This is a genomic window from Coleofasciculaceae cyanobacterium (assembly GCA_036703275.1).
Lineage (GTDB): Bacteria > Cyanobacteriota > Cyanobacteriia > Cyanobacteriales > Xenococcaceae > Waterburya.
Genome location: DATNPK010000015.1, coordinates 1 through 18,437 on the forward strand (window position 1 = coordinate 1; position 18,437 = coordinate 18,437).

General features: G+C 39.9%; 22 protein-coding genes. 10 read left to right on the forward strand and 12 right to left on the reverse strand.

What is annotated here, in order from left to right; translation table 11 throughout:
* Positions 1–126 precede the first annotated feature (126 nt).
* A complete protein-coding gene (locus V6C71_02700) occupies positions 127–288 on the forward strand; it encodes a hypothetical protein (protein HEY9767402.1) in 162 nt (53 codons plus the stop codon).
* Positions 289–308: 20 nt separating this feature from the next.
* Here the strand turns inward: V6C71_02700 and V6C71_02705 are convergent, their stop codons facing one another.
* Both V6C71_02705 and V6C71_02710 read right to left on the reverse strand, forming a co-directional pair.
* On the reverse strand, positions 309–587 hold the full coding sequence (locus tag V6C71_02705; protein ID HEY9767403.1) for a hypothetical protein: 279 nt from the start codon (positions 585–587) through the stop codon (positions 309–311).
* Positions 588–656: 69 nt separating this feature from the next.
* The gene (locus V6C71_02710; protein HEY9767404.1) at positions 657–926 is read right to left on the reverse strand and encodes a hypothetical protein; all 270 of its coding nucleotides are present in this window, start codon (positions 924–926) and stop codon (positions 657–659) included.
* Positions 927–2,232: 1,306 nt separating this feature from the next.
* Here V6C71_02710 and V6C71_02715 point away from each other — a divergent pair.
* The 7 genes from V6C71_02715 (at position 2,233) to V6C71_02745 (ending at position 8,012) form a co-directional block, all read left to right on the forward strand.
* The gene (locus V6C71_02715) at positions 2,233–2,397 is read left to right on the forward strand and encodes a hypothetical protein (GenBank protein ID HEY9767405.1); all 165 of its coding nucleotides are present in this window, start codon (positions 2,233–2,235) and stop codon (positions 2,395–2,397) included.
* A gap of 102 nt (positions 2,398–2,499) precedes the next feature.
* Entirely contained in the window at positions 2,500–2,742 is a 243-nt protein-coding gene (locus tag V6C71_02720) for an STAS domain-containing protein (GenBank protein HEY9767406.1), read from the forward strand.
* Between the two features lie 113 nt (positions 2,743–2,855).
* Positions 2,856–4,334, forward strand: coding sequence for a SulP family inorganic anion transporter (locus V6C71_02725; GenBank protein ID HEY9767407.1), 1,479 nt, complete (start codon positions 2,856–2,858; stop codon positions 4,332–4,334).
* A 2-nt stretch (positions 4,335–4,336) separates the two neighbouring features.
* Positions 4,337–5,200: a universal stress protein gene (locus V6C71_02730; GenBank protein ID HEY9767408.1), complete on the forward strand. Its 864-nt coding sequence runs from the start codon at positions 4,337–4,339 to the stop codon at positions 5,198–5,200.
* 365 nt (positions 5,201–5,565) lie between these two features.
* Positions 5,566–6,543, forward strand: a complete 978-nt coding sequence (locus tag V6C71_02735) for an endonuclease/exonuclease/phosphatase family protein (protein ID HEY9767409.1) — start codon at positions 5,566–5,568, stop codon at positions 6,541–6,543.
* Between the two features lie 94 nt (positions 6,544–6,637).
* Positions 6,638–7,123, forward strand: coding sequence for a sterol desaturase family protein (locus V6C71_02740; protein ID HEY9767410.1), 486 nt, complete (start codon positions 6,638–6,640; stop codon positions 7,121–7,123).
* Between the two features lie 118 nt (positions 7,124–7,241).
* Complete coding sequence (locus V6C71_02745) at positions 7,242–8,012, forward strand: DUF3747 domain-containing protein (protein HEY9767411.1); 771 nt, start codon at positions 7,242–7,244, stop codon at positions 8,010–8,012.
* 99 nt (positions 8,013–8,111) lie between these two features.
* On the opposite strand, the gene thyX is transcribed toward V6C71_02745, so the two are convergent.
* From thyX to V6C71_02760, 3 genes are all read right to left on the reverse strand, one after another.
* On the reverse strand, positions 8,112–8,822 hold the full coding sequence (gene thyX, locus V6C71_02750; GenBank protein ID HEY9767412.1) for an FAD-dependent thymidylate synthase: 711 nt from the start codon (positions 8,820–8,822) through the stop codon (positions 8,112–8,114).
* A 103-nt stretch (positions 8,823–8,925) separates the two neighbouring features.
* On the reverse strand, positions 8,926–9,528 hold the full coding sequence (dcd, locus tag V6C71_02755) for a dCTP deaminase (protein HEY9767413.1): 603 nt from the start codon (positions 9,526–9,528) through the stop codon (positions 8,926–8,928).
* A 73-nt stretch (positions 9,529–9,601) separates the two neighbouring features.
* Entirely contained in the window at positions 9,602–9,742 is a 141-nt protein-coding gene (locus V6C71_02760; GenBank protein ID HEY9767414.1) for a hypothetical protein, read from the reverse strand.
* 89 nt (positions 9,743–9,831) lie between these two features.
* Here V6C71_02760 and V6C71_02765 point away from each other — a divergent pair, with 89 nt between their 5' ends.
* Positions 9,832–10,314 (forward strand): Hsp20/alpha crystallin family protein, encoded by a 483-nt coding sequence (locus V6C71_02765; GenBank protein HEY9767415.1) that lies wholly within the window; start codon positions 9,832–9,834, stop codon positions 10,312–10,314.
* A gap of 114 nt (positions 10,315–10,428) precedes the next feature.
* On the opposite strand, the gene V6C71_02770 is transcribed toward V6C71_02765, so the two are convergent.
* The 3 genes from V6C71_02770 to V6C71_02780 form a co-directional block, all read right to left on the reverse strand.
* Positions 10,429–10,884, reverse strand: coding sequence for an NUDIX hydrolase (locus tag V6C71_02770; protein ID HEY9767416.1), 456 nt, complete (start codon positions 10,882–10,884; stop codon positions 10,429–10,431).
* Positions 10,885–10,944: 60 nt separating this feature from the next.
* Entirely contained in the window at positions 10,945–12,333 is a 1,389-nt protein-coding gene (gene argH / locus V6C71_02775) for an argininosuccinate lyase (GenBank protein HEY9767417.1), read from the reverse strand.
* A gap of 84 nt (positions 12,334–12,417) precedes the next feature.
* Positions 12,418–12,636: a hypothetical protein gene (locus V6C71_02780; protein ID HEY9767418.1), complete on the reverse strand. Its 219-nt coding sequence runs from the start codon at positions 12,634–12,636 to the stop codon at positions 12,418–12,420.
* A 194-nt stretch (positions 12,637–12,830) separates the two neighbouring features.
* Between V6C71_02780 and V6C71_02785 the strand changes: the two genes are divergently transcribed.
* Positions 12,831–12,977, forward strand: coding sequence for a hypothetical protein (locus V6C71_02785; GenBank protein ID HEY9767419.1), 147 nt, complete (start codon positions 12,831–12,833; stop codon positions 12,975–12,977).
* On the opposite strand, the gene V6C71_02790 is transcribed toward V6C71_02785, so the two are convergent.
* From V6C71_02790 to V6C71_02805, 4 genes are all read right to left on the reverse strand, one after another.
* Positions 12,945–14,390, reverse strand: coding sequence for a GAF domain-containing SpoIIE family protein phosphatase (locus V6C71_02790; protein ID HEY9767420.1), 1,446 nt, complete (start codon positions 14,388–14,390; stop codon positions 12,945–12,947). The two genes, V6C71_02785 and V6C71_02790, sit on opposite strands and share 33 nt — an antisense overlap.
* Before the next feature lie 259 nt (positions 14,391–14,649).
* Complete coding sequence (ftsY, locus tag V6C71_02795) at positions 14,650–16,185, reverse strand: signal recognition particle-docking protein FtsY (protein HEY9767421.1); 1,536 nt, start codon at positions 16,183–16,185, stop codon at positions 14,650–14,652.
* A gap of 311 nt (positions 16,186–16,496) precedes the next feature.
* A complete protein-coding gene (locus V6C71_02800) occupies positions 16,497–17,153 on the reverse strand; it encodes an NAD(P)H-dependent oxidoreductase (GenBank protein HEY9767422.1) in 657 nt (218 codons plus the stop codon).
* Between the two features lie 108 nt (positions 17,154–17,261).
* Positions 17,262–18,263, reverse strand: coding sequence for a glycosyltransferase family 2 protein (locus tag V6C71_02805; GenBank protein ID HEY9767423.1), 1,002 nt, complete (start codon positions 18,261–18,263; stop codon positions 17,262–17,264).
* Positions 18,264–18,437: the final 174 nt, after the last annotated feature.

An 18,437-nucleotide genomic window follows, 5' to 3' on the forward strand; every position in this document is an offset into this window, starting at 1 on the left:
TCAACGCAGCATTAAATATTTTAGCGGTCGGGCAGACCGTGTTTGCTTGTGGATCTGGCTCTAGCGGGGATGTGTCTTTGACAGATTTAGCTATCCAGGGATGAATCAAGAATCCCACTCATTCATGTGTGGGAGTGTCAACGGGATGAATATTACGATGCCAATACTTCTCAGCCTGGAATTTTGGAGTTGATATTAGCTAAAGCCAGACATGGAGATACAGGAACGGCAGAAGTGCTGTTTGATAAGTCTTGTGGGATGATTCATTCTCTTAAGGAGTTTGCGTAGAATCTTTCCATAAAGCATTTCTAATTAGCGAGATTATCTGAGGGGAAGGGTTCTTCCTCTCTTGGTAGAAATATTCCTTTAATACAGTTCGGGTTAATAATCGCTATTTGAATATGGTTCTGTTTTCTAAACATCGAACCTGGATATAAAGGCTCTCCTTCTAAAAAAGCTGCCCTAACAGAATCAAAACAAGTACCTCTTTTCTCTGCTAATTGATAAGCAAAACGAATGACTGCACAGTCCAATTCTCTTTTTTTGAAATCGAAATCCGACTTGCCAAAGGATGAGTTTTCAGGCAAAGGTTTTCTTTCTTCGTTTAAAGTTTCTTTGAAAAATTCAAAAGAATTCGATAAAAAGTCAATATACTCCTAATCTAACAAATCGAGACAATTTCCTAAATCCAGAACAGCACCCAAAACAAAAGGAGTTTTTATTGTTGAATTGGCTCGTTGACTATCTTCAACGGCATACTGAATGGCTCTTTGATGGTTATTTTCCCAGAAGTAGATCTCATTTCCCAGCCAATCATAGGAGTTATTGCTGTGACGAAAGTTGTCTTCCTGATTCAAAATACGAATAGCAGCATCCCTGTCTATCCCATGAAAACCATAAACAAAACTTGGTTTTGCTGAATACATCAATTAAATAACGAGTGGTTTGCCGTTTGCTCTGTCTTTGGCTACTGTCTCTGCTGAGAAGAATTCTTCACAGTAGTAACCAGACTCATCAATTATCTTGGCGTGCGACCCGTTTCAGCCTAACTACAATTGTAGGAACGCTGAGGGTATTCTCTAGAACCTAGAAAATACAATAACTCTAAACTCATGTAGGTTTAATTCCTACCGATGAATGAGACGTTTGAATCCATATCCTATGTGCTGCTAGGTAACATCATAGTGGTGCAGAGCTAGGATAAAAGCAGATAAGCTGAAAGCCGAATTTGGTGATGCTGCAAGGGAAGTTGTTTATGTTCAACAAAGACTAACTAATTTATTAAGCTTCGTTAAATTGAAGTAGTGGAACGGCTTTTACACTACAGCCAAAAGGCAAAAGAGGTTCTGTGTTTCTTCTTAATTCTAAGAAACAAAAAATAGAATATTATCTGCTAAGAATAATATTTTCTCATCGATAAACCCTCTCGGAGTAAAGATTAGGGACTAAGAACAACGTGAAATGAATTTAGGGAACGGGATAACCCCATATTTCTATCAAGACTTTTTCTTGATAAACCAGATGTGAAGCGTATGAAATATGGGAGTAGGATGCTGTAAGAAGCCAATGCTTAACCTGAAATAACAGGTAATGCCCGACAGGGATGGATGTAATGTCTGAGATATGCCGACGTACAGCCCTGAGTTTGAGTAGGCACTAAGTAGTTCTTCATAAGCCTAATACGCGGATGCGTACAGAAGGATTTAAAACTGACCCTTCCAAGGCGGTCTTGTGTGGGATGAATAGGAACGAAAGATTGTACCGAAAGAACCAGGAGTAGCCGTGTGCGGTGAAAGTCGCAAGCACGGTTTTGAATGGGAGTGTCGAGGAGCGATCCTCGGCTCGACCCCTAACTGTGCAGTCTACGAAAAAATGTATATTCTTATGGCAAATTTGTAAAGTTTTGTGATATTGTTAAGCATGAAAAATAACGCTATCAACTTAAAACTGAGACAGTTCTGAGCGATCGCTAAAAGTATATAATGTCACAGTTAATCAAAATTCAAAAAATTAATAGCCTTGGGGAATGTCCGCCCTAGTTTAAAACACTCCAGATTAACTAGAGCGATGGAATTAGTAATGTGAAAAAGCAAAAATGCTTGAAAAGTGGTGTTGAGTCAGTCAATCTATAGACGACTGAAATTATTTCACTATATTACAGAGAATACTGCTGTAGTCTAAATTTTATTTTGTTTTGATTAGCCACGTTTGTTTAAAATCGATTGGGCTTTCTTGAAAAGGGTTCACAAAATCTCTTGGAAAGCTGCGGGAATTCTCTATACTGTGGTGATTTTAACTGTATTCGTAGATTTGATGGTTGCGGTAGCTGTTGGGGTATTTGTGGCTAATATTTTAACTATTGATCGCCTATCTGAGATGCAATCTAAAGCCGTTTAAGCTATCACTGATGCTGATGATCAAATTGTTCTTAATGAGCAAGAAAAACAAATTTTAGATTTAGCCAGGGGGCGAGTTTTGTTATTCCATCTTAATGGACCAATGATTTTCGGGGTAGCTAAAGCGATCGCTAGAGAACATAGTGCAATTGATAATTATGATGTCTTATTAGTGGATTTGGCAGAAGTGCCTGTAATGGGAGTAACTTCGTCTTTAGCCATTGAAAATGCGATTAAAGAATCACTTGATGTAGGAGGAGCAGTCATCGTGGTTGGTGCTACGGGGAAAGTAAAACGTCGTTTAGAAAAACTAGGTATTGCTGGTTTGATTCCCGAAGCCCATTGACTCTAGCGATCGCCTAACAACCCTCAAAGAAGGTTTAGCTATAGTTCGGGAAAGACAAAGAATCTAGAAATAAACAGATCGATTGCTTAAAAATTAACTTCAAGGAGAAAATATTGAATTTAAACACTCTGAAAAGGCAGTGGTTTTTTAACATTAAACAAGACCTTCTGGCAGGGGCAGTGGTAGGACTGGCGTTGATTCCCGAAGCGATCGCTTTTTCAATCATTGCGGGAGTAGACCCCAAAGTGGGACTTTATGCCTCATTTATTATTGCTGTTATGACGGCGTTTTTGGGGGGAAGACCAGGCTCGATTTCGGCTGCGACTGGGGCGATGGCACTGCTGATGATCGATTTAGTTAAAGAACATGGTTTGCAGTATCTTTTAGCCGCCACTCTATTAACAGGAGTATTACAGGTAATCTTTGGGGTACTAAAACTAGGTCGCCAAATGAAATATGTACCTAGAGCGGTAATGATTGGTTATATCAATGCCTTAGCGGTGCTAATTTTCTTAGCTCAGTTGCCACAACTAACTAATGTGCCTGCAACTGTTTATATCCTAACGCTGCTTTCTTTGGCAATTATTTATATTTTGCCTCGCTTTACCAAAGCTGTCCCTTCTCCCCTCGTGGCTTTAGCAGTAATGACTATAGCCGCGATCGCCCTTAAGTTAGATGTTCCTACCGTAGGAGATATGGGAGAGTTACCCGCGACTCTCCCATTGTTTGCTCTACCTCAAGTTCCATTAAATCTGGAAACTTTGAGGATTATTTTCCCCTATTCATTGACTCTAGCGATCGTAGGTTTATTAGCTTCCTTTCTCACGGCTGCTTTGGTAGACGATCTCACCGATACTCCCAGTGATAAAAACCAAGAAGCCAAAGGTCAAGGTATTGCCAACATCGTGACAGCTTTTTTTGGCGGTATGGCGGGTTGTGGCATGATCGGACAATCGGTGATTAATGTGCAATCTGGTGGTCGAGGTAGGCTGTCAACCCTCTCTTCAGGAGTTTTTCTGTTGTTTGCTATTTTGGTGTTGAAAGATTGGGTGCAACAAATGCCCATGGCTACCCTGGTTGCGGTGATGATCATGGTTTCTATTGGTACATTCCGCTGGTCATCTTTTAGAAATATACGCCGAATTCCTCCCACTGAAACACTAGTGATGTTAACTACGATGTTTGTCACCATTTTTACTCGCAATTTTGCCTTGGGTGTAGCGATAGGTATTGTCATGAGTACGGTATTCTTTTCCCGTAAGATTGCCCTGCTCGTGTTTGTGGATAAGGTTTTAAGTGATGATGGTACTCACCGCATTTATAAAGTGGCTGGTCAAATTTTCTTTTTATCAAAAGAGGAATTTCTCCAATCCTTTGATTTTAGGGAACTGGTAGAACGTATCACCATTGATTTAACCCAGGCTCACCTTTGGGATCAAGGGGCAGTGGAAGTAGTTGATAAAGCAGTCAGCAAATTTCGCCGTAATGGTACAGAAGTAGAAGTGGTTGGTTTAAATGAGGCCAGTGCAACTCTCTTCGATCAATTGGCAATTAATAAGGAATCCGCAGTCATGAAAAATCACAACTTTTAACCATGAAAAAAATTTTACTTTGTACTGATGGCTCGGCTTTCGCGGCAAACATTTACCGCTATGGCGCATGGTTTGCCACTCGACTAAAGGCAGAGGTAGATGTCCTCTGTGTGACTGATATTCGCAGTCAACAGGCGATTCCTATAGAAAATTTAAGTGGTAGTATTGGCATTGATGCTTCAGAAAATTTGCTTAATCGCTTGGTGGAATTAGAACATGAGAAAGCTAAGATCAATCACCAAAAAGCTAAATTAGTTTTACAAGAAGCAACCCAAACCCTTAAAGCAGATGGAGTAGATAAGATTAATCTTCTCCACGAAACGGGTTTTCTGGTCGATTGTTTAGAAAAATTTGAGGCTGACTGCGATCTAGTTACGCTAGGGAAACGAGGTGAAACAGCTAGTTTTGCTTCTGGACGTTTGGGGGCAAATTTAGAAACAATTGTGCGGAGTAGTCAGAAACCTTGCTTAGTGACTTCCCGTCAATTCAAGCCGATAGAACGAGTGCTAATCGCCTATGATGGCAGCCCAACGGGGCAAAAAATGTTGCAGTTTTTAGTAGATTTTCCGCTCTTTCAAAGACTGCAATTACATCTAATTACTGTTACCAAAAATAGAGCTGAACCAATCGCGATCGCTCGACTCCATCAAGCTGAACAAAAATTCGCGCTTGCTGGATTGGAGTTAGTTTCTCACCTCCTCGAAGGAGAATCAGAAAAAGCGATCGCTCAATATATTACCGAGCAAGATATCAGTCTATTGCTAATGGGAGCTTATGGTCACAGCCGTATCCGTCATCTAGTTATCGGTAGCACCACGGCTCAAATTTTACGTAGCAGCCCTATTCCAGTACTGGTGTTTCGGTAATTACTTCTTATATGGAAAGCTTTGGGGCATAACTCGATCAAGATTTCAAACATTAAAACTTAAACACTCTTGCTTCACTTCAACAGGCTATTTTTAGGGCATTCAATTCTTTAATACCTGAGAAAGTTGCTTCCTTAACTTCTTACCGCGGAACCTGCGTTCACTCTTTTATCTTAGATGCTCTCTCTATTTACTGCATTTTAGTGCATTCTCTTTGAGAACTGGTATCACTACGTGACACGTTAGAGCTAATAATTTGTCTGTCACCAACAACTAATATAGGTTAATAACAGGCGGTGGTCGGCACGATAATTATCTGTTAGCCTATACTAGCTTCTAGTGTTCAAGCTGCTGGTTAATTATCGGTGTCTACCAAAAAACGCAACGGAATCGGTTACTATTGTTTTGCCTGTCTAAGTATAGGCGCGATCGCTTTATCTGTAGCTGGATATTTAGGTAGGCTAAATCTATTTCTTGAGTTTGCTTCTGGCTACAAGTTGCAATTTTTGTTGATGGCTTTGTGCAGTCTAGTTTATTTTTTACTGACTCGTAAAAAACTATGGATCGCAATTAATTTATTTTGTGTGTTGCTCAATTTGGCTGCAATTTTGCCTTGGTATTTCAATCAGCCAAAGATTGTTAATCGTGAGCGGTATGAACCATTAAAGGTTTTTTCCTATAATGTTTTGTGGCAAAATAAAAATTACGCACAAGCGATCGCCTTAATCAATCGAGAGCAGCCAGATATAGCGATTTTCCAGGAAGCAGTACCCCACTGGCATTCTGAGTTAATAGCTCTAAAGTCTAGCTATCCTTATCATATTAGAGCAAAACAGCTAGAAATAGAAGTATATAGTAAACTGCCTTTAAATAATCCCCAAATAAAGCTATATGGTACTTATCGCGGCTTAGTTATTGCCGATATTAAAGTAGGCGATCGTTTAGTCAAGTTTGCTGCAACTCATGCTTACCCTCAACTATATTGGGGTCCTGGAGGTTGGCTAATTCGGAATCAGCATCTAGAAATTGGTATCGGCGAATATGTCCGAAATCTTCAGCAACCAGCGATCATATTGGGAGATTTGAACGTCTCGATGTGGTCGCCTTTCTATCATTCAATGATCGAACGTTCTAGTTTACGCAATGCTCGACAGGGGTTAGGTATCTTACCTACTCATTCTATAGTTGCTCCTCAATTTGCGGTTCTCTCTGCTCCAATCGATCATTGCTTAGTAAGTTCCAATATTCAAGTTACCAACTTTAAATTGGGTCCCGCCATTGGTTCAGACCATCTGCCGATTACTGCTGAGTTATTAATTCCTCTCAAACAATCCGCATCGTAAACAAATAGAGTTGTCGCTAGATTCTCGTCTGTTATTGGATTGCTATAATCCTATTTGCTCAAACAATAATATATTTATAGTTAACACCAAGCTTATGCTGTTGATCGCTGCTTTTATTTTGGCGTTTATTTTTGCTAGCTTTGTTGAATATTGGCTACATCGCTTAATGCATATCTTCCCCCATTTTGGTCGAGATATCGTTCCACATTACGAACACCATCGCGAAAACACTGCTAACGGAGTATTAGTAGAATTTAAAGATTATTCAATGGTAGTGCCTTTAAGCTGGGTCACTTTTTTTATTTCTGTCCCTATAGGAATCAGCTTTGTGGCGGGAAGTCTGGTTTATGCTGCTTTTTCTGCCTATGCACATCAGTTACAGCACGAAAATCCTGTTAAATGTGTTTGGTTAAAAATGCCAGTCCACTATGTCCATCATAAATATAATCAGTGGGAACACAACTTTGGCTTGGCGGTAGATTGGTGGGATAGGTTATTTGGCACTTATAAAGCAGTCGATTGGTTAACTGAAGCAGAATTAGAACGCGCGGACAAAAAGTATTGGCAAATCAAGTGGTAATAAAGTCTTAAATTCATTTGGCAGACATAAGATACACTATTGCGCTCAAGGTGCATAAGAATTAAACTTCGTTCCTAATAAGTTAGTAAGCAATTGAGCAACATAGGGACTTATTAAAATGAAATCTTATCATCGTTTCCAATCATTATTTTTAGCATTATCAGCGATCGCTAGTACTACAATAATGGCTGTCCCCCAGGTAAAAGCAGCTTCTTTTGCTGAACAACAGGTAAGCCAAGATCAATTCGTGGTAGTAGCTGTTCCTTTTGGCTATCAAGAACATCGCTTAGAGATTATTGAGCAAATTTCTGGCGATCAACAGTGTTGGAATGAGTCGGGTGCAGCACCAGTTCAAGTAGATTTATTGCTTTTGGATTTCGATCATACGAATAGTTGCCGACGTATCATTAACACCAATGGTTATACTCTACGCCTTGATGGTGAAGATGACAGAGTTGCTCATGTAGTTCAAATTGTCCAAGAGGGTGGCGAACTCAAACTGATTGCGTTTCATAAAGATCCTTCTCAACCCAACATTGAAATTGGCAGTACTAATGGTCTGAGGGATAGTGCGATGAGAATTGTTCTTAATCCTGGCTGGAAAATTAGTAAAAGGGTACATGAGGGAAAAGCGATTAATCATCTTTACCTAAGCGGTACTTCTGGCACGACTAACAGCGATTATTCAACTAGCGCTTCTAGTACAACCGTCAATGGCAATAGTACCAGTACCAGTTCCAGCACTACTAGTGTTAGCCAAGGAACAAATAGCACTCCGCCAAGTAATGTAGACACCAAAGCTTTGGTCAACAGCGTCGAACAAATTTATAACAACGTAGTTACTCCGATCCTGCGCGATCTATCACAAGAAAACACCAGCAGCCAGTAAAAGTCAGAAGTCAAGGGGATAACATCACAAGAGTTATAGCTACTTTAAGTCAAGAGTACTGTATCAATCGGATTTAGTATTACTACTTCCTCTACTTCCTTACTCTCCCGCGCCTGCATGAGTTGACCATGCCTCCATCGATACGGGAACAATCGGCTCAATTAACTCGATAATTGCTTGAGCATAAGATCCGATTTCGCTTTGCGCCCCTGCACCTAAACGTAAGCCAATAAAGTTGAGCAATGCTTGTAAAGAGACTGTCCAAACCCAAGAAGTATAGACTGAAGGAATTAATACGCCCCTGGCTTGTTCTCTACCTACGCCCAGTTCTAATAGCTTGCTGTAGGCTTGATAGCTATTTTCACACTGCTCTTGATAAATGGCGATCGCTTTGTGGTTAAAATCCTCTGCTAAACTACCAACGGTTGCTTGTTTGTTATTTTTTGATTGTTGTCTAAAGGTTTGAGGAATATAAAATTCGTTGCTATCGTCAATGGCTACATAGCGAAAACTTTTTTCATTCCAGCCCAGTTGTTCATCGTTATGATTACTAGCGACTACGTGCTTCCACCATTGCCGACATATGTATAGCGGGGCTTTTACCTTGAACTTAAATACTACTCCCCTAAAGGGTGAAGTATGTTGATGCTTGATTAAATAATTAATTAATTTAATATCGCGATCGCTCAAGTTAACCGAACTCTTTTCAAAAGAGGCTCTAGCATCATTAACTATACTTAAATCATTGCCCATCGAATCGATCAGCTCAATTCTACTTTTTCCATCATTTAAAGGATCTATATAGCCCATTGTCTTCGCCTAACATTTAACAATTAACAATTAACAATTAACAATTAGCCATTAGCCATTAGCCATTAGCCATTAACTCCGTGAGGCAGCCCTTTATCTGTCATCAAACCTTTGGTAAGGTTACACCAGAACCTTGGTTTTGATATTTACCGCCGCGATCGGCGTAGGTTGTTTGACAAGATTCTCCTTCAAAAAATAATAGTTGCACCACCCCTTCGTTGGCATAGATCTTTACATCAGCACTCGAAGCATTGCTAAATTCTAAAGTAATACTTTGACCTTGCCAAGAAGCTTCTAGAGGTGTTGCATTGGCAATGACACCGACGCGGGCATAGGTTGACTTACCCAAGCAGATAGCTGTAACGTTGGCAGGCATTTTAATGCTTTCTAAAGACGCTCCTAGCCCATAGCTGTTTGCTGGAATAATAAAGTAAGATGAGCCATCTTCGCTGCTGTGCAACTCTGCCTGTTCTAGATTTTTAGAATTAAACTTTTTGGGATCTATTACTGTACCAGGAATATGCCTAAAAATTCTAAAATCGTGAGGCGATAGACGAATATCATAACCGTAAGAACTAAGTCCCCAACTAATTGTCGGTATTGCTTTTTCTGCACCTAAGACAGCTTTTCTAATCGATTTTGATTCAAAAGGAGCAATCATCCCCTGACGAGCTTGTTCAATTATCCACTTATCGTTTTTAATCATGTTCTAGGCAGTGTTGCCAATTGAAAATTTATCAGCCGAGAGTATCTTACCAAGCTAAGTATCTATCTTGAAATTAAACCGCTTTTGAGTCTCCTTGAACCTTTACTGCTTTTCTCGTTTGGCTCATCATGCGATCGCTATATGCCGAGCGATCAAGGTTGGGTTTTCTAGAAATATTGGTTCGGGAAGTAAACGCTACCAAAAAGGGCAACAAACCACACTTACAACGTCAAGAAAAATTCAATAAGATGATATCAAAGCGAGAAAAGAATAAGTAAAAATAAAATTTACGGAGAGAATAATATGGCGATCATTCGTTATAATCCTTGGCAAGAAATGAACTCTTTACAACACCAGTTAAATAGAATGCTTGATGATGTTTTAACTCCAGCTTCTGTAGCTGAGTTTGGCAACTTTTCTAAAGTTCCCGCAGCCGAACTTACCGAAACCAAAGAAAACTTAGTTCTTCGATTAGAATTACCTGGAATACAGCCTGCCGATCTTAATATTGAAGCAACAGCAAAAAGCGTTTCTATTTCAGGAGAACGTAAGTCTGAGGTCAAATCTGAAGACGAAGGCAAAACTCGTTTATCCGAAGGTGTATCCTTTAGGACTGAGTTCCGCTATGGTAGTTTTCAAAGAGTAATTCCTCTACCCGTAAGAATTCAGAATACTGAGATCAAAGCCGAATATAAAGACGGTATTTTGCACCTCACCTTGCCCAAAGCTGAATCAGAAAAAAACAAAGTAGTTAAAGTCAATTTGTTAGACCAAACTAATGCTTAATTAGTTTATTTAATCTACTGAGGCAAGTTGTAATATAGCTTAGATACTACCAGCCATAGTTAATTTATGGCTGATTTTTTAATAGGAAAATATAGTTGATTTTCTCTTAATTTATCAAGCTATTACAATCTGATCATTAAGATAGTCTTGTAACTGTCGGTCATGATCGTGACTAAGATCTCCCAAAGGTAATTCATCTCTGGAAAAAGCTTTTACCTGCAATACTTCTAACTTATCTTCGGCGTTTAGTTTTCCTTCTGCTTCAACTTCTAGCAATATAGAAATTGAGTGTATTCGAGGATCGCGTTTGGGGTTAGAGTAAACTCCGCGCAAACGTCTGATTTTAATTAGCTTCAAACCTGTCTCTTCTTCAAGCTCTCGACTAGCAGCATTAGGAATATCTTCTCCCCAATCAATCATACCTCCTGGTAAACCCCATTTGCCTGAATCGCTACGCTGGATCAAGACAATGCGTCCATCTGGCAAAACAGGGATAATTGTCGTGCCAGTGACAGGATGGCGGAAGATAATACCGAGTACAGTGGAAACAAATCGCCAAGAACGACGCATAAAATTAAAGTTTATAAAGGTTAAATTCAGGTGATGAAAATGGTTATAAAAACTAACTATTCAGCTTTGAGCGAGTAAAGATTTAGCTCGAGCGATCGCCTGATGGACTTGTTCAAAACCAGTGCCGCCATAGCTATTACGGGCAGAAACTACCTGTTTGGGTGCGATCGCTTCATAGATATCGGCTTCAAAAGCGTGATGCAGTTCCTGCCATTCTTCTAAAGTGAGGTCTTTGAGCAATTTTCTCGCAGCTATGCTGGTTTTTACGACTTTACCTACCAAATTATAAGCCTCACGAAACGGAACGTCTTTAGACACTAAATAATCAGCAACATCAGTGGCGTTGGAGAAGTCTTCGGCAACGGCTTCTGCTAGCCTGGTAGTTTTAAATTCGATGCCTTCGTTTAATAGTATTGTCATTACCTTTAAACAAGCCTTGATGGTTTTGACGCTATCAAAAATTCCTTCTTTATCTTCCTGTAGGTCTTTATTGTATGCCAGGGGTAAACCTTTCATAATGACCAACAAACCTTGGAGATGTCCAAAGACTCTGCCTGTTTTACCTCGCACTAATTCAGGAATATCGGGATTTTTCTTTTGAGGCATGATGCTCGAACCCGTGGCGCAAGTATCTTTTAAAGTAATAAAGCTAAACTCTTGAGATGCCCAGAGGATCATTTCTTCGCTCAGGCGACTGAGATGCACCATAATTAGGCTAGCTGCACAAAGAAATTCGATCGCAAAATCGCGATCGCTTACTCCATCCAGGCTGTTTTCATAGATATGCTCAAACTCTAATAATTCAGCAGTACGTTTTCGATTGATGGGAAAAGTTGTTCCCGCCAGTGCGCCACAGCCCAAAGGAGAGATATTAGTCCGTTTATAGACATCTTCTAATCTCTCCCAGTCTCGTTGGGACATCTGAAAATATGCCAAAAGGTGATGAGCTAAACTTAACGGCTGCGCTCTTTGTAAATGAGTATAGCCAGGAATAAGAGTTTCGACGTGCTGTTCGCTATGAATGAGCAAAGCTGCTTGGAATTGCCGTAAATATTGCTGGATTTGCCTGATTTCGGTCCTTAAATATAGTCTGATATCTGTTCCTACCTGATCGTTGCGCGATCGCGCCGTGTGGAGCTTTTTTCCCACATCACCGACTATTTCGATCAGTCGTCTTTCTACTGCAAAATGAACATCTTCGGCTTCAACACCTGGATTAAAATTACCCTGCTGATATTCCTGGCGAATCTGTGATAAACCTGACACTAGCTGTTGCACTTCTGCATCGCTAATAATTTTGGTTTCGCCAAGCATTTTAGCATGGGCAATTGAACCATCTAGATCGTATTCAATTAGTTCAATATCGAAACCAATGCTAGCGTTAAAAATAGCGATCTCTGGATTTAATGGTGATTCAAAGCGATCGCTCCAAGATGTTGGCTTGTTCACAACAGATAATAATCAATTACAGGACTAGATTATTTTAAGTCATTAGTTATTGGTTATTAGTCATTAGTCACTGATTATAGATAATTAGCTTGTAAAACCTTTGAAGGTGTAACCGAAAAATGTCCCAATCAACAATGCCCAAACCTGCCCTGATTCAATAAAGTTTTGCCAAGCATCGGAAATTTGCCCCAAAATATCGGGATCTTCAATTTGTTGAGCTAATAGACTAGAAATAGGTAACAGGTAGTTATGATAAAACTCAATTGTTATCTGCATCAGCCGATCGTTTAACAATGCTTCCATAAGAATTACAGTTTTATAATAATTAAAACTGCAACCAATCTAATCTTGGTTGATTAAAACCGCCACTAAAAAACATGATTCAAGCTAGATACTTACAGCAGTTTTCATGCTTAATAGACTAGGCTGTTGATTAGCTAGTTTATTAGCTATTAGCTTTTAGCTTTTAGAGTTTCTCAAACAGGACAATGTGACTTGTGTGTTCTATTCAACCGAAAAGCGCAGCAATGTTAATCATCGAGCTAATTAAGCGATCGCCAATTTGGGGAAAATCAGCAACCCATAACGAATTGCTCTTACGAGTCAATGAGTTATTCGATCGCCTTAATCTGCATCACGATTGAGGTCATATCATCACCACAATTCTTGTTCGCATCACTAAACTGCTTGACCTGAACAAAAACATGGTCAAGAATTTCATCTGGAGTTTCTAGGTGCTGACAAGCCCATTTAAAACAGAGACAGAGGTTTTCTTCATCAAAGCGATCGCCAACTTCATTGGCAGCATCCGTGAAGCCATCAGTGTAATAAATAATTGTATCTCCTGGAGCTAGCTGTACCGTTGCATCTTCATATTCTGATTCCATATCCAGACCGATCAGCATTCCCCAACTATCCAACTTTTCTAAAGTATTAGTCGCTTTACGCCACAGTAACGGTGGATTATGAGCAGCATTGGTAAAACAGAGGGTTTGTTTTTGCGGATCGTATTCGGAATAGAACATACTCACGAAGCGATGCGAGTTTTCTAGATCGGCATACATCACTCGATTGAGATGGCGCATAATCTGTGCTGGAGAATGACGATTAAGGACTTCTGCGCGCAGCATTCCCCGTGTCATGGTCATAATTAATCCCGCGGGGACACCTTTGCCCATCACATCGCCAATCACAATACTCCAAGGAACATCAGACCCAATTTCTGGCTGACTATTTTCTAAGCGGTCATAATTAGTGGGAATAAAATCATAGTAATCTCCGCCAACACGACTTGCAGTCTGGCACTTGGCTGCAATGGATAATCCCCTAATCTGAGGACACTTGCTAGGCAGCAAACGTAATTGAATTTCTGAGGCAATTTCTAATTCACGGTCTTGTCTTTCTTTGGAACGTAACTCTACCGTTAATTCATGATTAGCGATCGCTACTGCCGTCTGATCCGCTACTAACTGAGTCAATTTTCTCCTGGTTGGAGTCCAAGTATAATCTGTTTCGGTACTAAATACATAAAGGCGACCTTGTTCAATATTTTTGACCAGAATCGGAGTGCCGAAAAACTGAATTTTTGGCTCTAACTCTTGAGCGATCTTTTCATCAATAATTCCTGATAAGTGAGAAGAAGCATTAACAGTTTTATGATGATTAATTGATGAGTGATTAATTTGGTAATTTACTCGCTCAAATACGCTGGTTACCTCTAAACCAATCTTGCTGTCTTGGCAATGAATTTGTTCTAAATGTACTTTGTTGCCTTTATATAAAATTAGTACCCCGCCAATAGAATCGGTAACTCTAGCTGCCATCAAAGGAGTCAGTTCTAAAAACTGATTCAGATTACTAAAGCTACGCAGTGCAAATCCCAAAGAGCTTAATAGATCTTGAATTTTATTTTGTTCCCTTTGAAGATTAGCCACTAATTCTTTTAGTGCCACAATTGGGTTAGAGTCCTTCGAGTCAGACTTGCCAACGCTATTATTTTCTTGAGAGGGATGGCTATGGGAGGATACGACAGTCATTGCCTCTACAAATTTAGACATTATTTTTTCAGTTCATCAGTCAAAAATATATTTAAAGTGCAGTAATGCTAAAACATCCAATTAGACAATATTAAAGCAACCTTTATATTTACCCAATTGATGACAACCCGATCGGGGTTAATCAAAGACGGTGCTTATATTTTACTTACCAAAATATAGGTTGATTAATAATAACCTGTAATAGCTGATACGCCAACAAAATGAAGTAAAAATACTTCTATCGATCGCAATAGATAATTATTTGAATTGTGTATTTAGTTTAACCATTGAGTAAAGCTTCGACAAATTCATAGCTAGAAAATGGTCGCAAATCCTCAATTCCTTCTCCTGCACCAATAAAGCGAATTGGTAAATTTAGCTGCTGGGTTACTGCTAATGCCACACCACCTTTAGCACTTCCATCCAGTTTGGTCAAAACAACACCACTCAGTTGAGCTGCTTTAGAAAACACCTGAGCTTGGCGCAAACCATTTTGTCCCAGAGTTGCGTCTAGAACTAGTAATGATTCTACTTTGGCATGGGGTGCTTTTTTATCAATAATTCGACGGATTTTCGCCAATTCGGCCATTAAATTTTGCTTGTTTTGTAGTCTCCCTGCGGTATCGATTAAAAGCAGTTCAGTATTTTTCGCTTCAGCAGCTGCGATCGCATCAAATACTACCGCAGCCGGGTCGGTATTTTTGCCTGGGTTAGCAATAACCTGAGTGTTAGCCCGTTCTCCCCACACCTGTACCTGCTGTACCGCAGCAGCACGAAAAGTATCCGCAGCCGCAATCAAGCAACTATAGCCAGATTTTTGCCCCAAATTAGCTAGTTTACCAATAGTCGTAGTCTTACCTGCGCCATTTACTCCTGTTAGCAGCCAGATATTAAACTCGTCTTTTTCAGGAACAAAAGCACTATCTTTTTTACCTGCTATGGGTCGATCGAGTATATCTTGCAGGATCGTTTTTAAATAGGCGATCGCTTGGTCTGGAGGCAGAACTTCTTCTTTTAATTTCGCTTGTAGAGTTTCAATGATATAGTCAGTAGCTTCGATACCAACATCAGCTTGCAGTAAAAGACTCTCAATCTCCATTACCGCATCATCATTTAGCGGACCTTTGCCGACAATAGATTTTAACTGATTGACTAGACCAATTCGAGTTTTACCCAATCCCTGCCGCAGCTTGGTCAGCCAGCTTATTTCTTCTTCTGAGACATCTTCTGCTGTCCTGCCACTCTTAGCTAGTACCTTAGATGACCAAATAAAATCTTCGTCTAATTCTGCTGCTACTGGTTCTGGTTGAGGACTTTCAATTGCTGTTTCTTTGAGTTTTTCCAAACCCTGAGATTTTTGCATCCAAGCTGGAACGTTGGCAACAGGTGCAGCAGTTTCCTCCGTTACTGATTCCTCAACAGTAGTTTGTGTTTCGGCTACTGGTTGAGCTATCTCCTCTTCTACGACTTCTATGACTTCTGTTTCTGCTGCTGATTCAACTACGTTTTCTGGAGCAACTTCTGTTTCTGTGTTTGCTACTAATTCTAATTCTTTTTCAGATGAAGTAGTTTCTTCTGTGTTTACAGCCTTTAAGACTGATTCCGATGCCGTTTCTTCAAATTCTTCTTTAGTTACGCCTTGACTCTTACGTTCTTGAATGTTTTTATAAGCGGCTTTAGCAAAAGCAAGGTAATCTGGTTCGGCTATATCCGTCTGCGATGACTCAGCCGATGTAGTTGTTTCTAGCTCAGTTTGGGGGGATGTTGCTTCAGGCTGCTGCTTTGCTTTTTCGTTACGGCGAAACCAATTAAACATTGTGTAAGAGAAAATGAACCTAGTTTTATCAGTTTATCGATAATACCAAGGTTCGCTTCAATATTGATTCTATATCTGGGTGGTAATTACACTACATTCAACCTGTGAATTTGAGTCTTGATTCTTTAATATTGGCAAAATTGGCAAAAAATCAAAAACTATCAGGCTGGATCTTGGTCGAATTTTTGGGTCAACTGTAATAATTCTTCTTGACTGGGTTTGTGTCCATCTTTAGTAGTGTATGGTTTTTCATCCTACGGTAAAAGCACGTAGGTTTTCACCTTACCTTTTATATGCCCAAATCCGTCATCCTAATCAATATACTGCACGACTTCTTCCGTTTTGTAGCGAACCTTGGTCATGTCGGCAAACTTATCATCTTTGCTTCTATACCCTAGCGCACAAATCACTTGGGCAGCGTAGCCTCGATCTGTCAAGCCGAGTACTTTATCAAACTCAGCGGGTACAAATCCCTCCATCGGGCAAGCATCGATACCCAGCAAAGCAGCACTGTAGAGCAAAAATCCTAGAGCGATGTATACCTGTCTAGTAGACCAAGCATCTGGCTGTAGTGGGAGAGGATCTTGTAAAAATCCTTTGATAGCATTTTCGAGTCCTGATAGCTTATCTTTTGGTGAGGCGCGAACTTCTACTATGCGATCGATGTAACGGTCTACGTCACTAGTGTTAATGTTTTGTTTGATAGCTAAAACAACCAGGTGAGAAGCATCCACTACCTGGGACTGATTCCAGGCGTGTTCCTGAAGCTGCTGGCGTAAAGCGGAATTTCGGATGACAAAAAACTTCCAAGGCTGCTGACCAAAAGAAGATGGCGCTAATACCAGGCTTTGCTCCAAGGTATACCAGTCATCATCGTCAATTTTCTGGCTGGGGTCAAACTTTTTGGTAGCATAACGCCAGTTTAACCGCTGGATAATTTGGTCTGGGGTCAAGTCAGGACGATTCATCAAATTAAAAGTAAATAAATGTTATTTGCACTATAAAATTTTTAACCGCTAAAGCGGCGATATTCTCAAGTTTTTTGGTCTATTTACCTAGTGAGATTAATACAAATACTACTGTTTTCCAAAGATATCTCTAATGCGATAAATTGGTCTTCTTTGGGATTCGTGATAGGTACGCATCAACAGTTCGGTGACTAAACCAAAACAAAATAGATTGACTCCAGTAATGATTAGCAACACAGCTAGAATAAGTAAAGGGCGATCGCCGATATTTTGATTGAAAAATAGTTTTACAATAGTCAGGTATGTTCCCATGGCAATACCTGTAACTAAGGAAATTACTCCGCCTAATCCAAAGACGTGCATTGGACGAGTGAGAAACTTCTTCATAAAGTAGACGGTTAATAAGTCCATAACAACTCTAATCGTCCTACCTAAGCCATATTTACTCTGTCCAAAGCGTCGTGCATGATGACGTACAGGTACTTCGGTAATTCTCGCACCTTCAATATATGCCAAGGCTGGTAAAAAGCGATGCAGTTCACCATAAAGGTTCATGTCGGCAATTAATTCAGAACGATATGCTTTAAGAGAACAACCGTAATCGTGTAGTCTAACTCCCGTTACCTTAGCGATAATAATATTAGCGATTTTGGACGGTAATAATCTAGTTAACGCTGCATCCTGTCTCTTTCTGCGCCACCCGCTTACTAAATCGTAGCCTTCATCTAATTTAGCTAACAGCATCGGAATGTCAGCAGGATCGTTTTGCAAGTCACCATCTAGAGTTACAATTACTTTTCCCGCAGCCGCTTCAAATCCCGCAGCCATTGCTGGAGTTTGTCCATAGTTACGACGCAGAATAACCGCCTTGAGATCTACCCGGATTCTAGCCAGATTGGTTAATACTTGGGTTGAGCCATCTTTTGAACCGTCGTCCACGCAAATAATTTCATAGCTTAAATTTGTTGCCAATACAGCATCAGCGATCGCCTGTACTAGAGTTTCAATGCTTTCGGCTTCGTTATAAATTGGCACAACTATTGATATTTCTAGCTGAGGCGAATTTAGAACTGAGGACAAACTACGATTTTCTAGAGATGGAGATGACATAACAAAATTAAGAGCTAAGCAGAATTTAATAAAATTACAATACTGTCTGAAAAATCGAGCTTTTTTGTATTGAACTAGATTATCTAGTATTAAATATCGCTTGTCACTATATTTGCTTGGTTTGTTGGAAAAGCAACGATTCTTGGACTTAATCTCACTAGTTTCTATTTTTAC